Raw genomic sequence first — 20,578 nt, forward strand, 5'->3', positions numbered from 1 at the left:
TATCTAGAGCACAGCCATCTCGGTTGGCTTGATGTCCAGCTTGAAGCGGTTTACTTCCTTGCCCTCGAAGAGGTCGATGACAACGAGTTCCTTCTTGTTGGCATCGGTGACGAATGCGTAGCCGTCTTCCGCCTTGAGGATCGGTCCAGGCAGCTGCCATTCTTCGTTCTCGCGCCACTCGGAGATGGCGTCGATCTTTTTGGTAATCTCGCCGGTCTCTGGGTCGATGACGTTGAGCTTGCCGTCGTAAGTCAGCACGAGGGCCTCTCCCAGCGGGCCGCGGGCCAGGGAACGGAACCAGTAGGAGGAACCGAGGTCAACCTTTTTGGCGGAGTAGTCCTTGGTGTTGATGAGGGAGACAGAGGTTGGGCGCTCGAACTCGGCGTCCTTTTCGGTCTTGTTGTCAGCCAAGATGACGTCGGATTCCTCAGAGCCGGCGGAGTTGCCGGAGCGCTGGTAGCCGTCTTTGCCCGCGTAGGCGGAAACGTCGATCTTGTGGAACTCCTTGCCGTCGAAGACAACTGGGCCGTCCTCGCAGCCGAAGAAGAGCTTGCCGTTTCCGGCGGTAGCCTCACCGTGAACGCCTGGGCACTTGGTGGTCTCGGTCAGGACCTTGCCGTCTTTGGATAGATGCTGGATGGTGTGGCGCTCGTCCTCGGTGCCCTTGGTCATGACGATGGAGCCGTCCTTGAGCGGAACGGCAACACCGTGATGTGCTGCGCCGGATTCGAAGGTCTTGACGTCTTTCGGATCGCCAGCCTGGTCGGTTGGGAAGACCTGTGCGGTGCCTTCGCCGTCAGAGAAGAGGGCGGTGAAGCCGTCGTGGTGGACCACATGGCCGGCGTGCGGCGCCTCGATCTCGGCGTCGGAAAGCTTAGGCTCGGCGGTGTAGTAGTGGTTGTGATCGCCGTGCGGCTTGGTGATGAGGCCGGAGTCGAAGCTAAGGAACTTATCACCTTTGGTGACCATGACGTGGCGGTTATCGCCAGCATTGGACAGGCGCAGGAATGCAGGCATTTCCTCTTCCTCGATGACCTCGCCGGTTTTGGCGTCGTAGGTCTTCAAGCCGCCTTCGTGGGAGATGACCACGCGATTGGGTAACTGAGCAACTTCGGTCTCGCCCTCGTCGGCCTCCATTCCATCGTGTTCATGATGGTGGCCTTCATGATCGTGCTCATGATCGTGGCCCTCGTGATCGTGGCCCTCGTGTTCGTGCGACTCAGTCGCGGCATCGTTGGCCGGGGCCTGCTCATCAGCGGGCTTGGAGCAGGAAGTGGCAAGGAGCGTTGTTGCGGAGACAGCGGCAAGAATAGATAGCGCAGATTTCTTCATAGCCATTTAGCCTATTTAGAGTAATTTTCATTTGCAATAGTCTGAAGTGGTGAGGGGGAACCGCGCGCTAGGCACTAAGATGGTTAAACGTTATGGCGAACCTTATTAACCTGGAAAAAGTTTCCAAATCTTTCGGTCTGCAGACGCTGCTCAACGGGGTGTCGTTGGGTGTTCAAAGCGGGGACCGCATTGGAATCGTTGGCGTAAATGGCGGCGGCAAGACCACGCTGCTGGAGGTGCTCACCGGTATCGAGCCGCCGGATGAGGGGCGTGTGTCCCACAATTCTGACCTGCGCATGGCCGTGGTGACCCAGCGCTTTGAGCTTGATGACGCCCTGACCATCGCCCAGGTCATCATCGAACCGCTCAGCCTCGAGACCTTCGAATGGGCCTCGAATGCCAAGGTGCGCGACGTTTTGGGCGGCCTCGGAATCGTGGAACTGGGCCTAGATACGCCGGTAGGTTCTCTGTCTGGTGGCGAGCGCCGCCGCGTTAACCTGGCCGCTGCATTGGTCCAGGAGCTTGACTTGATCGTGCTCGACGAACCGACCAACCACCTGGACGTGGAAGGAGTGCAGTGGCTGGCACAGCATCTCCTGGCGCGCAAGCTCGCAGCGGTCGTAGTCACCCACGACCGCTGGTTCCTCGATACCGTGGCAACCACCACGTGGGAGGTGCACGACGGCGTGGTCGATCCTTATGAGGGCGGATACAACGACTGGATTTATGCCCGCGCCGAGCGTGCCCGTCAGGCCGATGCGATGGAGCAGCGCCGCCAGAACCTGGCGCGTAAGGAGCTAGCATGGCTGCGCCGCGGCGCGCCGGCGCGTACCTCGAAGCCGCGCTACCGCGTGGAAGCGGCAGAGGCACTTATCGCTGATGTCCCAGCACCGCGCAACAAGGTTGAGCTCATGGCCTTTTCCAAGCAGCGCCAAGGTCGCGTGGTCATTGAACTTGAGGATGCCACGATTGCGACGCCGGATGGCCGCGAACTCGTTGACCACCTCACGTGGCGCTTGGCCCCGGGTGAGCGCATCGGACTGGTCGGCGTGAACGGTTCAGGCAAGACCACGCTGCTGCGCGCCCTGGCTGGCGAACATCCACTCGCTGCGGGCAAGCGCATTGAGGGGCAGACGGTACGTCTGGGCTGGTTGCGCCAGGAACTCGATGACCTTGATCCGCAGCGCCGGCTAATCGACGCCGTGGAGGACGTGGCCACCTACGTCCAACTGGGCAAGAAAGAATTGTCTGCCTCGCAGCTTGCAGAACGCCTGGGCTTTTCCGCTAAGCGCCAGCGCACCCCGGTGGGGGACTTGTCCGGTGGTGAGCGTCGCCGCCTCCAGCTAACGCGCGTGTTGATGGCAGAACCAAACGTGCTGCTGCTCGACGAGCCAACTAACGACCTCGACATCGACACTCTCCAGGAACTGGAGTCCTTGCTCGATTCTTGGCCGGGCACGATGGTGGTCATCTCACACGACCGCTACCTCATTGAGCGCATTGCGGATAATACGTATGCGCTTTTTGGCGACGGAAAACTCACCAACTTGCCAGGCGGCATTGACGAATACCTGCGCCGCCGCGCCGCCCTCGACGCGGCTCAGCCCGCAGGCGTGGTCAACCTCGGCGAAAGCGCGAAACAGGATTCTGCTCCCGACGGCAGCGGCAATGGCGCAGGAAACGCCAAGAAGGAATCTACCAAGCGCCTGTCCTCCCAAGAGGAACGCGAGCTGACCAAGAAGATGAATGCCTTGGAGCGCAAAATGGGCAAGCTCGACGAGCAAGCCACCAAGCTCAACGCCGAGATGGCCGAGGTGGCAGGCGCGGGCGACATCGACACCGCGAAGCTAACCGAGTTAGACAGCAAGCTGAAGGAAGTAACCTCTCAGCGCGAGGAGCTTGAGATGGAGTGGCTAGAGCTTGGCGAGAAGCTCGAAGGCTAAGAATGCGTAGATAACAATGCTATTGCGATCTCGCTTTCAGCACTGCCTAATACTATTCAGCTCGCCCCAGTGTGTGGCACGGTGGAGGATATGAAACTGACGCGCCGTATTCTCCCCGTTTCCATCGCCCTTACTCTCGCAGCCGGCAGCTTGGCTCCTGCACACGCTCAGCTTCCGGATTTCTCCTCCCAGCTACCTGCGGGCATCCCGGCAGATGTCACCGCTGGCAGCTCCCAGTTCATTCCAGCTGGCGTCCCACAGGTCGAACTGCCACCGCAGGCTTATGACCTTGCAAAGCAGTACAACATTCAGCTTCCGCCGTTTGTCAAGCAGCCAGCTCCGGAGGTAGCTCACCACCTCGTCGGCGCCACCACTGAGCACCTGCGCAAGCAGGGCCACGTTGAGGATCCGAACGCTCGCAACATCGCTCAGGAATGGGCTGACCAGGGCGCGGCTGGTGCTCTTACCTACCGCAGTAACGTCGGTGACGGCCGCACTCACTTGAACGAAGGCAGCGGCAACGTCTACCGCCTGACCATTCAGGAAGCTCACGACCGCCTCAACTGGCTCAACCGTGACGTTCCAGTTACCCCAGCACCGGGCAAGCACTTCGGCGTAGCCACCAGCTTTGACGGCAACTTTGTCTACCTCGCCGAGTACTTTTTCAACTAGCTAATGCGGCCGGCTCTACGCCTAATAGCGTGGCGCTCGAATCAACGAAATTGGTGCTCGCGCGCAGATCTACAGAGCAGCTAAAGAAACCCACGTTTCGGGTACCGGCTGCGTCCTCCATAGTCACGCTGCCGGTGCCTGCATAGTGGACGATTCCGTCCTTTAAGATACGGTCGGTGACCATGTCAGGCGCGCCGGGAAAGTTCACTGTCTCGGGGCGGGCGGCAAGGTCTTGCACGGTGGCCTCACAGACCTGAGCCGCACGGTTGATATTGATCCATCCGTAGTACTTCGAAATTGAGCGGGTCATCGACAACGCAGTCACCGCGACTGCTCCCACCACAAGAAGAGCGACGCCGAGTTTTTGACGGCGTCGCCTAGCGCTTAGTTCCTTCGCCAGCGAACTCATGAAGCCTCCACTAGGGCAGCGGGGGCAATGCCAGAGACTTCGGCGCGGCTCGTGACAAAGCTATGGGTACGGAAACTCACCAAGCAGTCATAGGTGCCTTCATCCTCAACGCCCTCATCGTTGATGAAGATGACCTCACCGTGGGCGGTATAAACACGCATGGGCGCGCTGATCTTTGAATCCGTTTCCGGGATGGTCTCAGTAAGGAACATTGCGCGCTCCGGAATCTTGGCCTGCTTGAGCACCTCGCGCTCACACAGCGGGCGTGCTGCGTGATAATCGGCCCAGTTGCGGGCAGCCTCTCTGCCAAGGATCGTACCTACGCACAAAATCAGTCCGCAGACGACGATAAAACCCCGAGTGCAATCCATCGGCGAAGCCTCCGGCGCCACAGCGCGCGGCCTTCGTCCAAAGAGATTTGCGTAGTTACAGGAGGGTAGGGGCCTTTCTAAAGAGGATTCTTACACAATATAGTATTTGGCTACTGTTGCCGAAGGCGATCTGGGTGGCGCGTGCTGTGCTCGTTGGTGAAACCCCCAATCATGCCGCTGTGCTGCATCGTGGCGGACGAAAGTACACATACGTACGATGGGGCTCATGATTTTGATTAACGTAAAATTCCACGTAAAGCCTGAATACGCAGAAACCTTCCTCGAGGAGATCGACTGGTACACCCAGGCTTGTAATGCGGAGCCGGGTTGCCTGAACTTTGATTGGTACCGTGATCCGGAGGACCGTCAGCGCTTCCTCCTCGTTGAGGCTTATGCCGATGGCAAGGACGTCGAGCACGTCGAGGGCGAGCACTTCAAGCGCTCCTGCGAGGAGTTCCCGAAGTACCTGCTTGAGACCCCAGAAATCATCAACGTCCACATCGACGGCAAGACTGAGTGGGACCGCATGGCCGAATACAAGGTCGAGTCCTAAGGCACTGGCTTAAAAGTAATCTGCCTCCCTGCACCGTGTATACAACCACGCAGCGCAGGGAGGCGGACTTTTTTATTTGGGCAATCTAGGCCGCGACGCTAAGAAGGATAATCAATAGGGCCGCAGGTACTAAGAGCCCAGCGAGGATAAACCAGGAATTTTTCTGCCCAAAGTTGAATTGGGAAGAACCGCTGGGAAGGGGCACCATCGCGCGGGTATCTGTGGGGTCGTAGTAGAACAATCCGTAACGAAGCTTGCCCGCTGTAGAGGAGTCAGGAAATTGTTCATCCAGCTTTTTATTTATGCTATTCAACCTGAACACGAGCCAGACGCAAACCACAAGGATGGCAACGACTAAGCAGGGGAAAATTAGCGGTCTAGGGCCGCTGAGAAAGATTCCAGTGAGCGCGAACGCCGTGCAGATCGCCGTTAGGGCGAAGAACCAAAAGCTTAACGTGGGAAGGATAGCAGCGGAGTGAGCACGGCTACGCTCGATATCAACCGCAGAAGCCTGCGAATAGCTGCTTGTGGTTGTCTTGGTGCTTTGTTGCGTTATTCCGATAGTTACTGCTGATGTAATCGTGAGAACGAGAGGTACAAGTAACGCAAAACCAATTGCATTTCGATAGGTCTTTGGCATCCATGCATCAGGTTCGCCTCGACCATTGAAATGCTTGGGTAGCGGGTCTGGGAGGCTGTCCCAGCCGAGAATTACAACTATTGCGGCGACTAGCGCAAGCGCTGCCGTGGCGGCCAACCAAATCCATTCCTTGCGTAGAGCTGTCAACAGGAAGTTCCTCGTGTGTTCAGTTTCCTACATAAATCCAAAAACATGATAACGAAGATATCGGCTCAAGCGTTAGACAAACGAAAAGGCGGACAGTCCGTTGTAAGGGACCGTCCGCCTTTTGCGTTCTAGGAGCTTTGGCTAAAGAACTACTAGATCTGGCACTTGGAATCCAAGTTCTTGTCGTAGTTGGAGTACTGCAACAAGGCGTAGTGGAACGCCAGGGCGTATTCCGAGGCGCCTTCCGGAAGCGGGTGAATGCCGTCGGAATAGAGCAAGTTCGGGTTGTTCTGTGCGTGGGTGCACCAGTCAGCGAGGTAGACGTTGTCGTACTTTTTCGCAGCGTCGATGACGTCGCTTTGAGACTGTGCCATCCATTCGCGGTCGCCGTAAGGAACGGCCATCACGATGGTGTGGTCTGGGCCGATGAGGTCAACGACTTCCTGAATCTGGTCGGGGAATGCCGGGCCATTGGTGCCGAAGCCAAGGAAGACCGTGGAGCGCAGGTCGCCGGCTGCCTTCAGCTGCTCGATGATTGGTGGGGCAGCGCTGTAGTGGCGGGAGACCTCAGCGTCGATGTAGATGCCTGGGTAGCGCTGCTGCAGTGCCTCGGAGGCAGCCAACATCACCGAGTCACCGATGGCGGTAATTTCATTGCCGGTTGGCATCGGGCGACGCGTCTTTTCCGTCTGCGTGCTTGGTGCGGCAGCAGGCGCTGGGCCGCCGTTTTGCGTGGACTTATTCTGCTTCTGCAGTTGCTCGAGCTGCTGCTCCAGCTCAGACTTATCGCTGGAGGTCGCCAGCGCATAGCCCACGCCCACTAGGGAAGCGACGACGATCAACGGCACGAGCGGCCAAAAGGCCTTGGCAAATCCGTCCTTCATCTCGGACATGGATGGGCGGGCCGCCCAGTAGCCAGTCCACGTCTTCTTGTAACCGCCGCGGCGGAAAGGATTCTCCACGAACTGGTAGGAAAGCTCTGCCAGCAAGAAAGAGATCGGTACCGCGACAAGGCCCAGAATCCACGGCTTGTCGGAGGAGTGGTTTCCGTCGAAAATCGCGCGCAAAATCATCACGACCGGCCAGTGCCACAGGTACAGCGAGAAGGAGCGTTGGCCGAGCCAACGCATGACGGCGGTGCTGAAGATCCACTTGAGCGGACCGAACTCACGGATAACGCCCCAGATCATCAGTGCGCCGAGAACGCTGGTGAGGATGAGGCCGCCGCGGTAGGTGAACTCAGCATCGTCCGGCATGAGGAACAGCTGCGCGATGTAGCCGGCCAAGGCGAAGGTGCCGATGACGCCGGCCATTACCTGTTCAGACTTACCAGGGCTTGGCCAAGAATCTGCCTTCGGGTGGGACTTGGTGCTGGTAACAATCAGGGACAGAATAGCACCGATGAGCAGGCCGAAGGCGTGGGTATCGGTGCCGTAGTACACGCGGGTTGGGTCTTGGCCCGGGGTGTAAATCAGCCACATTGCTACGCCGGAGGCGATAGCCAGCAGCAGCGAGACTGCGATTGGCAGACGGCGCGGCTGACGGCGGGAGATGGCAAAGACACCAAAGATAAGCAGCGGCCAGATGACGTAGAACTGCTCTTCTACGGCCAAGGACCAGTAGTGGGCAAAGACCTGGATCTCATTGTCCGCGAAGTAGGACTGGGAGGTGGCAATCTGCGTCCAGTTGTTGACGAAGAAGAACGTGCCCAGGAACTGCTCACGGATACCGACTGCGATATCGCCGCCGATGAGGGCCACGATGGCAGTACAGATAATCAAAACGGTCAGCGCTGCGGGCAGGATGCGGCGGAATCGACGTACCCAGAAGTCCTTCAGGCTGATTCGACCGCTCACACGGAACTCACGCACCAGCAGGGAGGTGATGAGGAAGCCGGAGAGCACGAAGAACATGTCCACGCCAAGGTAACCACCAGGCAGCACGTCGCCGAAGAAGTGGTAGATAACCACAGCAAGAACGGCTAAGCCGCGCAGGCCGTCAAGGCCCTTAACCTGGCGCAGGCGTGCGCGCTTAGTGCGCTTTACTTCCTTGCTATCGTGCGGGGTCTTCAACGCTTCCGGTTCGTGCGGGAAGCGGTCCACCATCACCGGCTTTGCCGGTTTGGAGTCTTGCTTTGGCTGCGATGCTTTCTGCGGCGGCTGCACGTAGGAGGTCTTCTTTGGAGCCTCGCTTGCCGACGCCGTGGAAGCACTAGCCGCGCCTGCTGCCGCACCAGCCACAGCACCAGCAGAGGCTGCCTTGCCGGTACCATCGTGCTGCTCAGGATTCTTACGTGCCTCGCGGGAAGGCTTCGGTGGCTTCATCTGCTTTGGGGTAGGCGTACCAACCGGCTGGGAACGGCGTGCGAGTGCACGCTTGATTTCCTGATCGGCCGCTGGTGTCTTCGCCGACGGAGACTTTGCTGCGGAAGCACCTGCCGTGCCTGCAGCACCAGCTGCGCCTGCCGCTGCAGCAGCGCCAGCAGCGCGACCAGCACCGCCAGCGCGGTCAGCGTTCTTCTTCGGCTGAGACGGCTGCGGCTTCTTGCCCGACTTCTGCTCGGTCTGTGGTGCAGACTTAGCAGCAGACTTAGCCTGCGGTGCTGACGGCTTCGACTGAACTGGCTTCTGAACAGAAGCCTTCGGAGCTGGCTGAGCCTGCTGCTGTGGCTTTTGTGCAGCATTCTTTGGTAGCGGAGCTGACTTTAGCTGTTGCTTTTGAGCAGAACCAGACTGGTTCTGGTTCTGCGGCTGTGGCTGGGGCTTTTGCTGTGCAGACTTCTGTGCAGGCTGCTGAGGCTTATTGCTTGGCTGGGCCTTGGCGCCTGGCTGCACATTCTTGGCAGGCAGAGACTTCGGGCTTATCGGCTTTTGAGCAGGAGTCTTTTGGGGTTGGCTGGCCTGCTTTTGCGCCGGCTTCTGTTGCTGCGCAGTTTGTGGCTTCTGCTGTTGAGCGGGCTGAGGCTTCGCAGCGGCAGTTTTCTGCTGAGGAGCTTGAGAAGTCTTTGGCTTAAGTTGCTGGGCAGGCTGAGACTTCTGAGGAGCTTGCTTTGGGGGCTGCGTCGGCTGTGCCTTTTGTGCAGACTGCTTTGGTTTTTCTGCAGCAGGCTTGTTGGCCTTCGCATCCTTGGATGAGGAGGCTGCGGAATCTGCAGAATTCTTAGGTGTAGAGTTCTTCGGCGCTACGCCCTTGGGAGCGGCAGGAGATTGCTTTGCCTCGGTCTTCTGTTGGGAAGCTGATGCTGGCTTGTTTGCAGCGCCCTTTTCCTGAGGTGGGTAGACCAGACGAGCATTCTTGGTGTTCTTCGGAGCTGGCTTTGCTGGAGCCTTGGAATCAGTCTGCTTCTTCTGAGGATCTGGCTGCGGCTTAGATTCAGCAGAACCTTGTGTAGGGGCTGGCGCACTTGGCTTCGGTACCGTATTGCCTGGCTTGGCGTTGGAAGTGTCAGGCTTGCCCGATGCTGCGGAAGGCTTGTTTTGTGCGGCCGGCTTGTTAGGGGCAGCGGCAGGCTTAGAGTTCTCCGGCTTCTTAGGGGCAGAAGTCGACTTCTTTTGCTCAGGCTGCTTCTGTTCGGACTGCTTCTGCTGTGCTGGCTTAGAGGAGTTTGCCTTGGCAGACTTAGCCTGGGAAGGCATGTTCACAGACTTGTCCTGCGAACCATTGATTTGTGGATCTGCCTTCTTTGGATCGTTGTTGTGATCCTTGTTATCCGCCACTGGTTGATATACCGGTTTCTGCGGGGCCTCCTGAGGCTGTTGCGTTGGTCGGCCGAGGAGGGACCTCAAAAACTGTTTCAAAACATTCTCCAGGGAAATAGTGGCTAGCAACTGGGTTATTCTAGCCCGCGTCGGTAAATGAATCCTAAAAAATGGGGAGGAGTACTCACCCTTATTTGGGCAACCTAACTTGTGCCTAAATTGCTGGTAGCAGACTCCGCGAACAGTTTACGCAGAACCGTGGACACACCGTTGTCTGCATTGGACGGGGCGATTATATCTGCGATCTCCTTCAACTGTGGATGCGCGTTTTCCATTGCTACCGCTAGGCCCGCGGCACGCAAAAGCTCGTAGTCGTTTAAGAAGTCACCGAAGGCGGCGGTCTCGGAAAGCGCGACGTCGCTAAGCTTGGCCATAGCAGTCAAAGCCTTGCCCTTGTCGACGCCGTCTGCCATGACATCGAGCCAGACCTTGCCGGAGATGGCCACGGTGTGTTCCGGCACGACCTTGCGGACCGTAGGGGCGAGGTTGGCCTCTGAGCCGTCCTTACAGTAGGCCGCAATTTTAATGACGTTATCGAGCGGCACCTCATCGAGGGACTCCACCCACTTAACCGCACTGTAATACTTGGCGATTTCCTGAATCGCATGCTCTGGGATATCGCGCTTGATAAAAGCGCACTCCGGGGTGCACAGAACCAACGTGTGCTCAGCAGGGAACTCAGACGATGCTGCTAGAACGCGACGTACAGCTTCAGGGGGTAGGGGAAAGGACGCAATGATCTCATTGTCGCGCATGACCACCGCACCGTTTTCGGCAATGAAGGCGTCAAAGTCGGGGAACATCTTCTGCAAGGTGGCAAGCTGGCGGCCTGACGCCGGGATTAGAACGGACTCATTTTCGGCAGCGAGTGCCTTAAGTTCCGCAAAGTCATGTGGAAGTTGACCCTCCGGGTTTAAGAGAGTGCCGTCCATGTCTAGTGCAATGAGCTGCGGGGCCAAATCGTCCACCAATCTGTGATTTATCGGGGTAGCCGTATCTAATGTGATATGCCACACTGGAGGGCATGTCTGAGAATAACAATGCTGTAGAAACAAGTTCTCACGCCGAGCCAGTGAAAGTATCAGTTCGCAACCATACCGGAGTTATCGAGCTGGATCGGCCGCGCGCGCTCAATAGTTTAAATCCTGAGATGCTTGACATTATTCGCCAAGCTCTTTCCCAGTGGCGCGAAGACGAAAATGTCCAACAAGTGCTGGTTCACTCGCGAAACCCCAAGGCCTTTTGTGCTGGTGGTGACGTACGTGCCGCCCGCGACGGAGTCTTGGAGGAACGTTGGGGACAAGTGGATGAATTCTTTGAAAAAGAGTACAAACTGAACGGTGATATCGCCGAGTATCCCAAGCCCTATATCTCCGTTATCGACGGCGTCGTCATGGGAGGCGGACTAGGAATTTCCGCCCACGGTTCGCACCGAATCGTCACCGACAAAGCATTTGCTTCGATGCCAGAGATGGCAATTGGTTATATCACTGACGTCGGTGTCGCCTACATGGCCCAACGCATGATTGGCACGCGTGGAAAATCCGATCCCGCACTGGCAAAGTTTTGGGGGCTTAGCGGCTACCGCATGTATGCCGCAGATATGCTCTGGGCTGGCTTGGCGACGCACGTCATCGAAAGCCCCCAAGCATTCATCGATGATGTTATTGCCGAAGGCGTCGATGCCGCTGCAGAAAAGCACGCGATTAAACCGGAAGGTAAACCTGAGCTAGCAGAGCTCATTGATGACATCGATGAAGTCTTTGCCTTGGATACATGGGCCGAAATCAAGCAAGCGCTTCCGGCCCATACGCAGCTGGCAGAGGACTTTGCAAAACTTACTGAAAAGGCTAGCCCTTCATCTTTGGTTGCGGCTACTGAACTTTTCGCTGCGGAAGCCAAAGCGAAAGACGTCCGTGAGGCCCTGCGCATGGAGCTGGCTTTGGGCAAGCACATGTTGCGCCGGCCAGATTTTGTCGAAGGTGTGCGTGCGGTCCTAGTAGATAAAACTCATGATGCTGCGTTCCCCGCAGCGGGAGAGGCCGCCGAATTCCGCGAGGTTATCGCCAACGCCTAAATGCTGGCACGAATGCTTTACCAACTGGCGACGCCGCGGTTAGCGGCGTAAGCGGCACGGGCGCGTTCGGCGTCGCAGCCTGCAGGAAGGTCGACAGCCAGCACTGCCTCGGTAACCTCCAGAGTAGGGGCAGGTAACGTCAGCGTAGGCGAGCTCGCTAGGAGGATACCGGTCTTTTCACCCAGCGGTACGGTCAGCAAAGTCCATGCGCCGAGGATGGGCATCGCAATCTGCGGAAGAAAAGCGTCCTTCGCCCACTCCATTGGTAGGCAAGGCCGGACAAGATCTGGGACGCAGTTATCGCGCCCGAAGCGTTGCAAGTTGAAGGAAGCGCGTGCAGAATGCGTGCCCGCATAGTCCGGATCAGCCCACGCCCACGTGAACTCATCGGAGTCGACCGTTGCGATGAGATGAGCATCGACGGGCGTCGAACCGGTCGAGGTAGAAAGCATCGCGGTGGCCGTTGCGGCATCAAACTGCACGGCGGCATCAGGAAAGCGCGACTCCAGGTAGAACTGGTGCTCAACGGCGGTGAAATGGGCGTCGGCAAGCACGTGCTCTGGCAGTACACCCGAATGGGCCTTGCGGATGCCAACGATGCGCTGGCCACCCGGTGCATCCTTGGCGCTCAAATGCACGCTGGTGCCATCGCTGAGCGTGATTGTCTCCGCTGTGGCGCCGCCCTTGGCGTTACCCGGCGCGGAATCAGCTTCGAGCCGGCGCGCTTGCGCGAGGTTCAGCAAGGCCAAGCGCTCGTCGATGCCGCCGCTGAAACGCTCAAGTCCTAAGGAGATAGTGCTGGCCGTATCGTGCGGAAGACTGTTGAACGCAATGGCCACCACTGCCTCGTGATCGCCCTGCGGTACCCGGGCGACCGGGGCGTTGCCCACGAGGAAGCGCGCGATATTAAGCAGTGAGTACTCGAAAGGTTGCGGTTCGTGGAACTCCGCGATGGGCGCTTGACGCGCACCTTCCGCGCACCAGGTGAGAATGCCATCCTTGATGGTGGCAAGGCGCATGCCTGGAAAATCGCGTATTCCCTGCGCAGTGTTGAAGCGAACCTGGACCTTTTGGTCCAATTCGGTAGTCCCATCAGCGCTCGGGGAAGGCTGGAAGTTGAACTCCATCGCTTCAACCTCGCCCAGCTGCTTTGTAAATTCCGCATCGATACCTGCTTGCACGAAGGCACCGGCGGAGTAAATTTCTTCCAGATTTTTAGGCAGTGGCAACGGCGGCAATGGCATGGGGCGTGAAACTTCCTCAGCGTCGGTAGGGATTATCTATCGCTTCTTCATAAGCGGCAACGAGTGCCTTTGTGGATTCTAACCATGAATAGCGCTCTGCTTCGGTACGCGCGGCCTGACCCATGCGGGCGCGTCGCGCGGGATCTGTCAATAGACCAATCGCAGCTGCGGCCCATTCATCGTCAGAAGCATCGCGATCGATGAGGTGACCGGTTTCGCCCTCGTCGATGACGAAAGGGATGCCGCCGGCGTTTGTACCGATGACAGGCACTCCGGCAGCAAAGGATTCAAGGGCAACCAAGCCTAAAGTTTCCGTCGCTGAGGGGAAGAGGAAAACGTCACCGGAAGCGAATGCCTGCGCCAGCTTTTCGCCGGACAAATAACCGGTAAAGACAGTGACTTCAGGGTCGAAGGACTTCTTGAGCTGCTCCAGATAGGGGCCAGCGCCCACGATGGCCAAGCGTGCCGCGGGTACTTCCTGGCGCACGAGTTTTGTTACGTTGGCGAGCCGCTCCAGGTCCTTTTCTTTGGAAATGCGGCCGATATAGGTAAGAAGCGGGGCGTCGGGGTTGCCTGCGCTGAGGCGCTCACGCATGACTGGTGTGGATTTTTTCGGGTGATAGGTCTGAGTGTCTACGGCCTTGGGCCACAACTTCACGTTGTGCATCCCAATCGTGCGGGCCTTATCCACCATGGGGGCAGACGTGCACAGGTTCACCGCGGCCTGGTTGTGTAGGTAGGTGATCGCATGCTCTGTCAGCGGGCGTGTCCACCCGATGCCGAGAGCGTCAACATATTCCGGGACGTTGGTGTGAAAGCTTGCCACCAGCGGGACCGCATCGCGCCGGGCAGCGAAGACGCCTAGTGCGGCAGTCCAAATGGGGTTGACGGCATGAATTACGTCTGGGTCCCATTCGCGGATTTCCCTGAAGAATCCCCAAGTTGGAAGACCGAATTTGATCTCCGGGTAGACCGGTAAGGAAAGGCTGGGGAGCGGGGAAACCTCAAAGCCTGCAAAACTTTTCGGAGGATTGCCCGGGGCGAAAATTTTGACTTCGTGCCCTAGAACAGCAAGCTGCTCTAGGGTCTTGGTCAGGCGGGTGACTACTCCGTCGATCTTCGGGAGAAAGACCTCGGTAACGATTGCGATGCGCACGGTTTAAAAGTGGGGTTAGTGAGCGGCCTTGTCGAGGAATTCCTCCGGAATTCCAACCTGTTGCTGCTTCGTCCACAGCGACTGCGCTGGAATCTTGGAGCGATCCACGCGGTCCGCGTAGCGCCTTGCTACCTCCTCGATCTCGTGGAGGAGCCCCTCGCTCAAGGTAGTTGGCTCAAGGCCAAGTTCCAAGAAGGTGTTGTTGGAAACGTGCAGCTCGTTTTCTGCCGATTCCTTGCGCGGGTTCGGCACCATGGCAAGCTTCGCACCGGAAAGCTCGGCGACGAGTTCTGCAAGGTCGCGCACGCGATGGGTTTCTGTCATCTGGTTGATGATCTTTACGCGTTCGCCCTTGGCCGGCGGATTCTCCAGAGCCAATTCGATGCAGCGGACCATGTCGCGGATGTGGATGAAAGCGCGGGTCTGGCCACCGGTGCCGTGGACAGTCAGCGGGTAACCGATACCTGCCTGGATGAGGAAGCGGTTGAGCACCGTGCCATAGTCGCCGTCGTAGTCGAAGCGGTTGATGAGGCGCTCGTCTTTAAGTGTTTGCTCGGTGTGAGTACCCCAGATGATGCCCTGGTGTAGGTCGGTGACGCGCAGCTCATCGTTCTTGACGTAGTAGGCAAAAAGGTGCTGATCCAGCACCTTGGTCATGTGGTAGACCGAGCCTGGGTTGGAAGGGTAGAGGATGGACTGCTCGATTGGCTCCTGGCCCTCCACCTTGACCTGTACGTCGAGGTAGCCTTCCGGGATTTCCATGCCCGCGGTGCCGTAGCCGTAGACGCCCATGGTGCCGAGGTGAGCCACGTGGATGTCGAGGCCGGATTCCACGATGGCGGCCAGCAGGTTATGGGTGGCGTTGATGTTGTTATCCACCGTGTAACGCTTGGTACGCGAATTCTTCATGGAATAAGGAGCAGCGCGCTGCTCAGCAAAGTGCACTACTGCATCCGGTTGTTCAGTTACCAGGAAGTCGAGCAAAGCGTCGTAGTCCTGAGCAACGTCCAAGTTGTGGAAAGCGATGGTCTTGCCGGAGACCTCATGCCATGCCGCGATGCGTTCCTCAATCGAGACGATGGGGGTTAACGAACTTGCGCCGAGTTCCTCGTCGATAGCGCGGCGGGAAAGATTATCCACGATAATGACGTCATGGCTCTGGTCGGACAAATAAAGGGATGCTGGCCATCCACAGAAACCGTCGCCGCCCAGAATCGCAATCTTCACTGTGGACACTCCAAACTTACTCGAGGGATGCATGCGAACATGCGCTGACAGGAAGGTCTATCTTTGCCCGGAGGAGCGAGGCCTGTGGGCGGAAAATACGACTTATACGACAGTCCCCCGGTACCGGCAGGTGTCGCCGCCGGTCCGGGGGGAATTTTCAGTGAACTGCAGGAAAGCGCAGTGCTTGAGAAATCGATTAGGAAATCTTTTTCAGCGCTGCAAGGCATTCGCTGACGATTTGCTTCTTTTCTTCAATGCTCAAAGCATGGCCTTCCTCTTCTGCGGCATTGATTTCCATCAGGGCAAGGCGTGCGGCCGCGCCATGGGCAGTCAAAATGACGCGCATTTCTCTTTCGGAAAAGTCGGCCATTCGCGTGCTGAAGGACTTCAGGATGTCTTCGGCACAAGACTCGTAGCGTTGACGCTCTTCGGCAGTGTGGCTAAGCCCTTCGAGACTCTCGCCGATGGCCACCAAGGTAGCAATCGAATGCAGGTTTTCGTCCTCGGATTCCAGAATATCCGAGACTAGGTGCTCAAAGAACTCGTTGATGTCAGCCTCGGGATAGAGCTCGTCGATATTTTCCGAGAAGGACTCAAGGACGCTTGCGGTGAAAAACAAAAGCGCATCGGAAGCAGAGGTGAAGTAGTTGTGGAAGGTACGTGGGGAGACCCCGGCGACCTCCGCAATGCGCGCCACGGTGAGTTTTTCCGCTCCTTCAGCGAGCACCAGGCGTGCGGCAGAATCTGCGATGGCGTGGCGCGTGGCCCGTTTTTTTGCTTCCCGCAAGCTCGCCATTTTTATGCTCCTTTTCCGGTGGACTTTGCTTCTACCTTATCGCGCTGGAATTGTTGGAGTTCTTCACGCTGTGCGCTCAGGGCTTCTCCTTCTACATCGAGGTTGGGCAGAATCTTCTCCAGCCACTTCGGCATCCACCACGCCTTGTCATCGAGCAGGAACATGGTGGCCGGAATCAGCATCATGCGCACGACGAAGGCATCCATGAAGACGCCGACTGCCAGCGCGAAGCCCATGGTCTTGATGAAGGGGAGGTCGATGAGCATGAAGGCCGCGAACACGGAGATCATGATCAACGCCGCCGCGGTCACGGTGCGAGCGCCATGCTTGAATCCGTTGGAGGTGGCGTTGCCGGCCGTCTTGCCGTGGACAAATCCCTCACGCATGCGGGTAACCAGGAAGACCTGGTAGTCCATCGCCAAGCCAAAGGTCAGGCCGATGAGCATGATCGGCAGGAAGGAAAGAAGTGGCTGTGGGTCATCGATGATGCCGAACATGCCTTCCTGGAAGATAGCGACGGTGATGCCGAACGTGGCGGCCATTGATAGGCCGAAGCCGGCCGCGGCAATCAGCGGTACCCAGATGGAGCGGAATACCAATAGCAGCACCAGGAAGGCGAGGCCCAGGACGATGGCGATGTAGGGGACCAGGACGTCGGAAAGCTTCTGCGAAATGTCATCGAAGATTGGGGTAATGCCGGTGATGCCGTAGCTACCGCCGGTGTTTTCGCTGAACTCGCCCTGGTAATCACGCAGACGCTCCAAGGTCTGGGTGGTTTCCTCATCGGTCGCGCCGGTGGACGGGGTGATCATGATCTGCGCGGCATCTTGGGAGTCGGTGGTTGCCACGATCTGGGCATTGACGACGCCTTCGGTGTCATTGAATTCCTGCAGAATCTGCTGGAATGCAGGCAGGCGGTCTTGCTCGGCGACGTTCGCGACGTCGACGAAAGCGATCATCGGAGCATTGCGTCCCGGGCCGAATGCCTCCTCGGTCATCTCGTAGGCATCGCGCTGGGGGGTGCCTAGCTTGGAGGTGCCATCTGTCGGCATCGCAAGGCGCAAGTTGGCAGCCGGAAGTGCGAGGATGCCCAGCAGCACAACGCCGGCAACCAGGTGCAGGAATGGATGCGCACGCACGCGGCGTACCCACTTTAGGCCCATCGTTGGCTTTTCATCTTCTGGATCCGGAACCTTAGGGCCGGGAACGCGGCCTGCGAAGATCTTGGTGCCCAACAGGCCGAGGAGGGCCGGTAGGAAGGAAAGTGCTACGCAGACCGCGATGACCACGGTGGCTGCGGCTGCGATGGCCATGGTGGAAAGGAACGGAATGCCGATGATAGTCAGCGCGGTGAGGGCGATGACCACGGTGATGCCGGCGAAAATGACGGAGGAACCGGCAGTTCCCAGCGCCATGCCCATTGCATGCGCGCGGGTAGCCTTGTCCATCTTCTTAAGTTCTGCGGCCAGCTCCTTGGGGTTCAAGTCATTGAGACCAGAGGAGGTAATCAGCTCGTTGCGGAAGCGAGCGACGATGAACAGGGCATAGTCGATGCCCACTGCGAGACCAATCATGGACGCCAGCATCGGGGTCTGATCGGAGACAGAGTCCGTGAAGATGGTGGCGAGCTGGACGCCCAGCAGGCCGACGCCCACGCCAATGACGGCGGAGATAAGCGGCATGCCTGCGGCTACGAACGAGCCGAAGGTAATAAGCAGCACGACGGCCGCGACGATGAGGCCGATGACCTCGGAGACCATGTTCATCTCGGTGGCGCCGTTGAAGGCGTTGCCGCCGTATTTCACGGTGAGGTCGCCCTCGTCGTAGTCGCGCAGAATATCCGTGACCGCAGTCATCTCTTCTTGCGGGATGTCGGTGACGGTATCTGCATCGAATTCGATGGAGATGGTGCCGGTGCGCTTATCCTCGCTGAGCGGGGATAGGGCGGCCAGGTTTTCTTGGATCTGCTCTTCGGGCATGCCCTGCGCGGACATCTTTTCGGTCAGCTGCTTTTCCATGCCCATCGCAGCCACGACGGGATTGACAATCTTGTCGGAATCGCGCAGCGCGTCCGTGCCTTGCAACTCCTCGATCATGGAATCGACCTCGCCCATGACCTCTTTGTCACTGAGCTTTTCGCCTTCTGGAGCTTGAACGGTGATGGTGGCGCTAGGCGCGCTCATGGCATCGGTTTCATTACCGAAGCGCTCCATCATCTTTTCCTGAGTGACGGTGGAATCCATGTCAGGCATGGAAAAGGTTGGGCTAGGGGACTTGGCAAAAGCGCCCGCGAGGCCACCGAAGCCCACGAGGATTACGAGCCAGAACGCGAGAAATGGCCACACTTTTCGGTATGACCAACTACCGAGTCGGTAGAGGAATTTCGACATGTACAGACTTCCTTTGATTAAGTTTGCGTTACTTCTGCAACATTGCACACCTTACGCAAACTTTCAGTTGCTGTGCAAGTTTTCGATTTGGGATCGGTTTGGGGAGGTGCTGCATAAGCGCTGTAGACTTGCGCGCATGCTCCATGCCGTCCTTTATGCTCTCCTTGACTCCGTGAATGCGCTGCTCATCGGCATCCTCGTCGCGATTGGCATCATGCTGCCGCGCGGGATGTATCGCAAGATCGCTACGCTCGTGGTCGTGGGAGACTGGCTGGGCGTGCTCGCCGCGACGGCGCTCGTGTTCTCTATCTTCCTTGGCATCAAGGACCAGATCATCTCGGTGCTCGACTCGCCCATCGCGGGCATCGTGCTCATCGTGGTCGGCGTCCTCCTCGCGCTCGGCGCGTGGCGCTCCAAAGGCGAGTCGAACCCGCTCGTGGAGAAACTCCTAGGCCCGCTGCGCACCCCGTCGTTGCTTACGGCGCTTGTCGGCTTCGCGATGGGCATTATCCAATCGCTCACCTCGGTGCCGTTCTACTACGGCCTCATGCACTTGGCCGCAGGCGATCTTTCGGTGAGCTCGCGGGTGAGCGCAGGCCTGCTCTACGCCTGCCTGGCGTTGAGCCTACCCACGCTCTGTGGCCTGGGGCTCGCGATGGTGCGCCACTACCCGGACAGTCCAGCCGGGCGCATCTTCGCGGCTGCGCGCCGCAACTCGACCCAGGTCGCGCTGTACTCGGGCTACGCGGTTGCGGTTTTCCTCATCATCATGGGTGTGGTCTCGCTCTAGAACCAGACGTCCTCGAGACCCAGCGACTCGGACTCGGGCGCCTGGCCGCGGGCGGTCTCGACGTAGCGCGCGGCATGCGGGATAAACGCGGCGGATTCCTCGGGGTTCAGCTCGCGGCGGACCTTGGCGGGCACGCCAGCGGCGAGCGAGCGCGCCGGGATCTGCTGGCCTTCGAGGACCACGGCGCCGCCGGCGATGAGCGAGCCGGTACCGACATGCGAGCGCGAGAGCACGGTGGCCTGCATACCCACGAGCGTTCCGGATTCGACGTGTGCGCCGTGGACCATCGCCATGTGACCCACAGTCACGTCGTCTTCGAGGATGCAGTCTGCGTCGCAGTCGACGTGGAGTACGCAATTGTCCTGGATATTCGTGCGTGCGCCAATGCGGATGGCGCCGACGTCGGCGCGCAGGATCGTGCCGTAAAAGACGGAAGCGTCGGGGCCGATTTCCACGTCGCCGATAATCGTGGCGTTCGGTGCGATAAACGCGCTGCGGTGGATGCGGGGACGGACGCCGTTGAAGGGAAGAATGAGCATGATTACTCCACGGAGATGGCAAGGGTTTCGGACAGCTCGTAGTCGCCCGGCTCGGCGCGCAGGGTCTCCAGCAGTGCGGCGCGCGTGTCCGGGTCGAGCGGGATGGCCCAGCCTTTCTTGGGATCGCGGACCGGAACCTCGGGGCGCGGGGAGGGGGAGAAGAAGACGCGGGTGGGGGCATCGGCAAGCCAGGCGGGCTCGGCGGCGCGGGCGACCTCGCGGAGGGCTGCGGCGCCGGAAGAGTCGGTGACGACGATGAGCAAGGTTCCGGCGGTGTGGACCGCGAGATGGTCGACCTCGACGACGGGCGCGCCAGCCTCGGGCGTGGCGAGGCGCGGGGCCTTGGGGCCGGTGAGCGAGCGGAGCGCGTCAAGTAATCCCATGTGAACATCGTAAGCAGCCGCGTGCGGTAAAACAACGTGATTGATGCAAGAACTTCCGCCCTAATTTTTGAAGGCGGCGTGTCCGCGGGGGCCTCGCACACCGTGAATTATCTTTCGCGCGACGCTTGGCGGGCAAAGGATTCCTTCGTGG

The 20,578-nt window shown here is 58.6% G+C and carries 18 protein-coding genes; 5 read left to right on the forward strand and 13 right to left on the reverse strand.

What is annotated here, in order from left to right; all coding sequences use genetic code 11:
- Nucleotides 1-3: 3 nt before the first annotated feature.
- A complete protein-coding gene (locus HMPREF2692_RS01755; protein ID WP_246816154.1) occupies nt 4-1,338 on the reverse strand; it encodes an NHL repeat-containing protein in 1,335 nt (444 codons plus the stop codon).
- Between the two features lie 86 nt (nt 1,339-1,424).
- Between HMPREF2692_RS01755 and HMPREF2692_RS01760 the strand changes: the two genes are divergently transcribed.
- The gene (locus HMPREF2692_RS01760; protein ID WP_070496902.1) at nt 1,425-3,275 is read left to right on the forward strand and encodes an ABC-F family ATP-binding cassette domain-containing protein; all 1,851 of its coding nucleotides are present in this window, start codon (nt 1,425-1,427) and stop codon (nt 3,273-3,275) included.
- 90 nt (nt 3,276-3,365) lie between these two features.
- Nucleotides 3,366-3,947 (forward strand): hypothetical protein, encoded by a 582-nt coding sequence (locus HMPREF2692_RS01765; protein ID WP_201040673.1) that lies wholly within the window; start codon nt 3,366-3,368, stop codon nt 3,945-3,947.
- Here HMPREF2692_RS01765 and HMPREF2692_RS01770 read toward each other — a convergent pair.
- Together HMPREF2692_RS01770 and HMPREF2692_RS01775 are read right to left on the reverse strand one after the other, a co-directional pair.
- Nucleotides 3,940-4,356, reverse strand: coding sequence for a hypothetical protein (locus HMPREF2692_RS01770; protein WP_061921358.1), 417 nt, complete (start codon nt 4,354-4,356; stop codon nt 3,940-3,942). The genes HMPREF2692_RS01765 and HMPREF2692_RS01770 overlap by 8 nt on opposite strands.
- Entirely contained in the window at nt 4,353-4,727 is a 375-nt protein-coding gene (locus HMPREF2692_RS01775) for a hypothetical protein (protein ID WP_141744799.1), read from the reverse strand. The genes HMPREF2692_RS01770 and HMPREF2692_RS01775 overlap by 4 nt, the downstream gene beginning before the upstream one ends.
- Nucleotides 4,728-4,953: 226 nt before the next feature.
- Here HMPREF2692_RS01775 and HMPREF2692_RS01780 point away from each other — a divergent pair, with 226 nt between their 5' ends.
- Nucleotides 4,954-5,280 (forward strand): putative quinol monooxygenase, encoded by a 327-nt coding sequence (locus HMPREF2692_RS01780; protein ID WP_061921364.1) that lies wholly within the window; start codon nt 4,954-4,956, stop codon nt 5,278-5,280.
- A gap of 85 nt (nt 5,281-5,365) precedes the next feature.
- Here HMPREF2692_RS01780 and HMPREF2692_RS01785 read toward each other — a convergent pair whose 3' ends face one another.
- The 3 genes from HMPREF2692_RS01785 to HMPREF2692_RS01795 form a co-directional block, all read right to left on the reverse strand.
- Nucleotides 5,366-6,067 (reverse strand): DUF1648 domain-containing protein, encoded by a 702-nt coding sequence (locus HMPREF2692_RS01785; protein ID WP_168161736.1) that lies wholly within the window; start codon nt 6,065-6,067, stop codon nt 5,366-5,368.
- 152 nt (nt 6,068-6,219) lie between these two features.
- The gene (locus tag HMPREF2692_RS12515) at nt 6,220-9,783 is read right to left on the reverse strand and encodes an acyltransferase family protein (protein ID WP_246823401.1); all 3,564 of its coding nucleotides are present in this window, start codon (nt 9,781-9,783) and stop codon (nt 6,220-6,222) included.
- A gap of 185 nt (nt 9,784-9,968) precedes the next feature.
- Entirely contained in the window at nt 9,969-10,793 is an 825-nt protein-coding gene (locus HMPREF2692_RS01795) for an HAD family hydrolase (protein ID WP_239240829.1), read from the reverse strand.
- Between the two features lie 56 nt (nt 10,794-10,849).
- Here HMPREF2692_RS01795 and HMPREF2692_RS01800 point away from each other — a divergent pair, with 56 nt between their 5' ends.
- Nucleotides 10,850-11,902 carry a 3-hydroxyisobutyryl-CoA hydrolase gene (locus HMPREF2692_RS01800; RefSeq protein ID WP_061921370.1) on the forward strand — a complete coding sequence of 351 codons (1,053 nt, stop codon included), beginning with the start codon at nt 10,850-10,852 and terminating at the stop codon, nt 11,900-11,902.
- A gap of 17 nt (nt 11,903-11,919) precedes the next feature.
- On the opposite strand, the gene HMPREF2692_RS01805 is transcribed toward HMPREF2692_RS01800, so the two are convergent.
- From HMPREF2692_RS01805 to HMPREF2692_RS01825, 5 genes are all read right to left on the reverse strand, one after another.
- Nucleotides 11,920-13,146: a DUF6882 domain-containing protein gene (locus HMPREF2692_RS01805; protein ID WP_061921372.1), complete on the reverse strand. Its 1,227-nt coding sequence runs from the start codon at nt 13,144-13,146 to the stop codon at nt 11,920-11,922.
- 16 nt (nt 13,147-13,162) lie between these two features.
- A complete protein-coding gene (locus HMPREF2692_RS01810) occupies nt 13,163-14,302 on the reverse strand; it encodes a glycosyltransferase family 4 protein (protein ID WP_070455988.1) in 1,140 nt (379 codons plus the stop codon).
- Between the two features lie 15 nt (nt 14,303-14,317).
- Nucleotides 14,318-15,529, reverse strand: a complete 1,212-nt coding sequence (locus HMPREF2692_RS01815; RefSeq protein WP_061921377.1) for an NAD-dependent epimerase/dehydratase family protein — start codon at nt 15,527-15,529, stop codon at nt 14,318-14,320.
- 196 nt (nt 15,530-15,725) lie between these two features.
- A complete protein-coding gene (locus tag HMPREF2692_RS01820) occupies nt 15,726-16,325 on the reverse strand; it encodes a TetR/AcrR family transcriptional regulator (protein WP_070455989.1) in 600 nt (199 codons plus the stop codon).
- Between the two features lie 2 nt (nt 16,326-16,327).
- Entirely contained in the window at nt 16,328-18,715 is a 2,388-nt protein-coding gene (locus HMPREF2692_RS01825) for an MMPL family transporter (protein ID WP_070455990.1), read from the reverse strand.
- A gap of 136 nt (nt 18,716-18,851) precedes the next feature.
- On the opposite strand from HMPREF2692_RS01825, the gene HMPREF2692_RS01830 reads away from it, so the two are divergent.
- Nucleotides 18,852-19,505 (forward strand): hypothetical protein, encoded by a 654-nt coding sequence (locus HMPREF2692_RS01830; protein ID WP_070586729.1) that lies wholly within the window; start codon nt 18,852-18,854, stop codon nt 19,503-19,505.
- On the opposite strand, the gene HMPREF2692_RS01835 is transcribed toward HMPREF2692_RS01830, so the two are convergent.
- Complete coding sequence (locus HMPREF2692_RS01835; protein WP_070822552.1) at nt 19,502-20,044, reverse strand: gamma carbonic anhydrase family protein; 543 nt, start codon at nt 20,042-20,044, stop codon at nt 19,502-19,504. The two genes, HMPREF2692_RS01830 and HMPREF2692_RS01835, sit on opposite strands and share 4 nt — an antisense overlap.
- Before the next feature lie 2 nt (nt 20,045-20,046).
- A complete protein-coding gene (locus HMPREF2692_RS01840; RefSeq protein ID WP_070822554.1) occupies nt 20,047-20,427 on the reverse strand; it encodes a hypothetical protein in 381 nt (126 codons plus the stop codon).
- Nucleotides 20,428-20,578: the final 151 nt, after the last annotated feature.

This window comes from Corynebacterium sp. HMSC036D03 (assembly GCF_001836185.1).
Classification (GTDB): domain Bacteria; phylum Actinomycetota; class Actinomycetes; order Mycobacteriales; family Mycobacteriaceae; genus Corynebacterium; species Corynebacterium simulans.

Coding starts and splice junctions, on each gene's coding strand:
- HMPREF2692_RS01755 (WP_246816154.1), bottom strand. CDS start 1,338: ATGGCTATGAAGAAATCTGCGCTATCTATTCTTGCCGCTGTCTCCGCA.
- HMPREF2692_RS01760 (WP_070496902.1), top strand. CDS start 1,425: ATGGCGAACCTTATTAACCTGGAAAAAGTTTCCAAATCTTTCGGTCTG.
- HMPREF2692_RS01765 (WP_201040673.1), top strand. CDS start 3,366: ATGAAACTGACGCGCCGTATTCTCCCCGTTTCCATCGCCCTTACTCTC.
- HMPREF2692_RS01770 (WP_061921358.1), bottom strand. CDS start 4,356: ATGAGTTCGCTGGCGAAGGAACTAAGCGCTAGGCGACGCCGTCAAAAA.
- HMPREF2692_RS01775 (WP_141744799.1), bottom strand. CDS start 4,727: ATGGATTGCACTCGGGGTTTTATCGTCGTCTGCGGACTGATTTTGTGC.
- HMPREF2692_RS01780 (WP_061921364.1), top strand. CDS start 4,954: ATGATTTTGATTAACGTAAAATTCCACGTAAAGCCTGAATACGCAGAA.
- HMPREF2692_RS01800 (WP_061921370.1), top strand. CDS start 10,850: ATGTCTGAGAATAACAATGCTGTAGAAACAAGTTCTCACGCCGAGCCA.
- HMPREF2692_RS01805 (WP_061921372.1), bottom strand. CDS start 13,146: ATGCCATTGCCGCCGTTGCCACTGCCTAAAAATCTGGAAGAAATTTAC.
- HMPREF2692_RS01820 (WP_070455989.1), bottom strand. CDS start 16,325: ATGGCGAGCTTGCGGGAAGCAAAAAAACGGGCCACGCGCCACGCCATC.
- HMPREF2692_RS01825 (WP_070455990.1), bottom strand. CDS start 18,715: ATGTCGAAATTCCTCTACCGACTCGGTAGTTGGTCATACCGAAAAGTG.
- HMPREF2692_RS01830 (WP_070586729.1), top strand. CDS start 18,852: ATGCTCCATGCCGTCCTTTATGCTCTCCTTGACTCCGTGAATGCGCTG.
- HMPREF2692_RS01835 (WP_070822552.1), bottom strand. CDS start 20,044: ATGCTCATTCTTCCCTTCAACGGCGTCCGTCCCCGCATCCACCGCAGC.
- HMPREF2692_RS01840 (WP_070822554.1), bottom strand. CDS start 20,427: ATGGGATTACTTGACGCGCTCCGCTCGCTCACCGGCCCCAAGGCCCCG.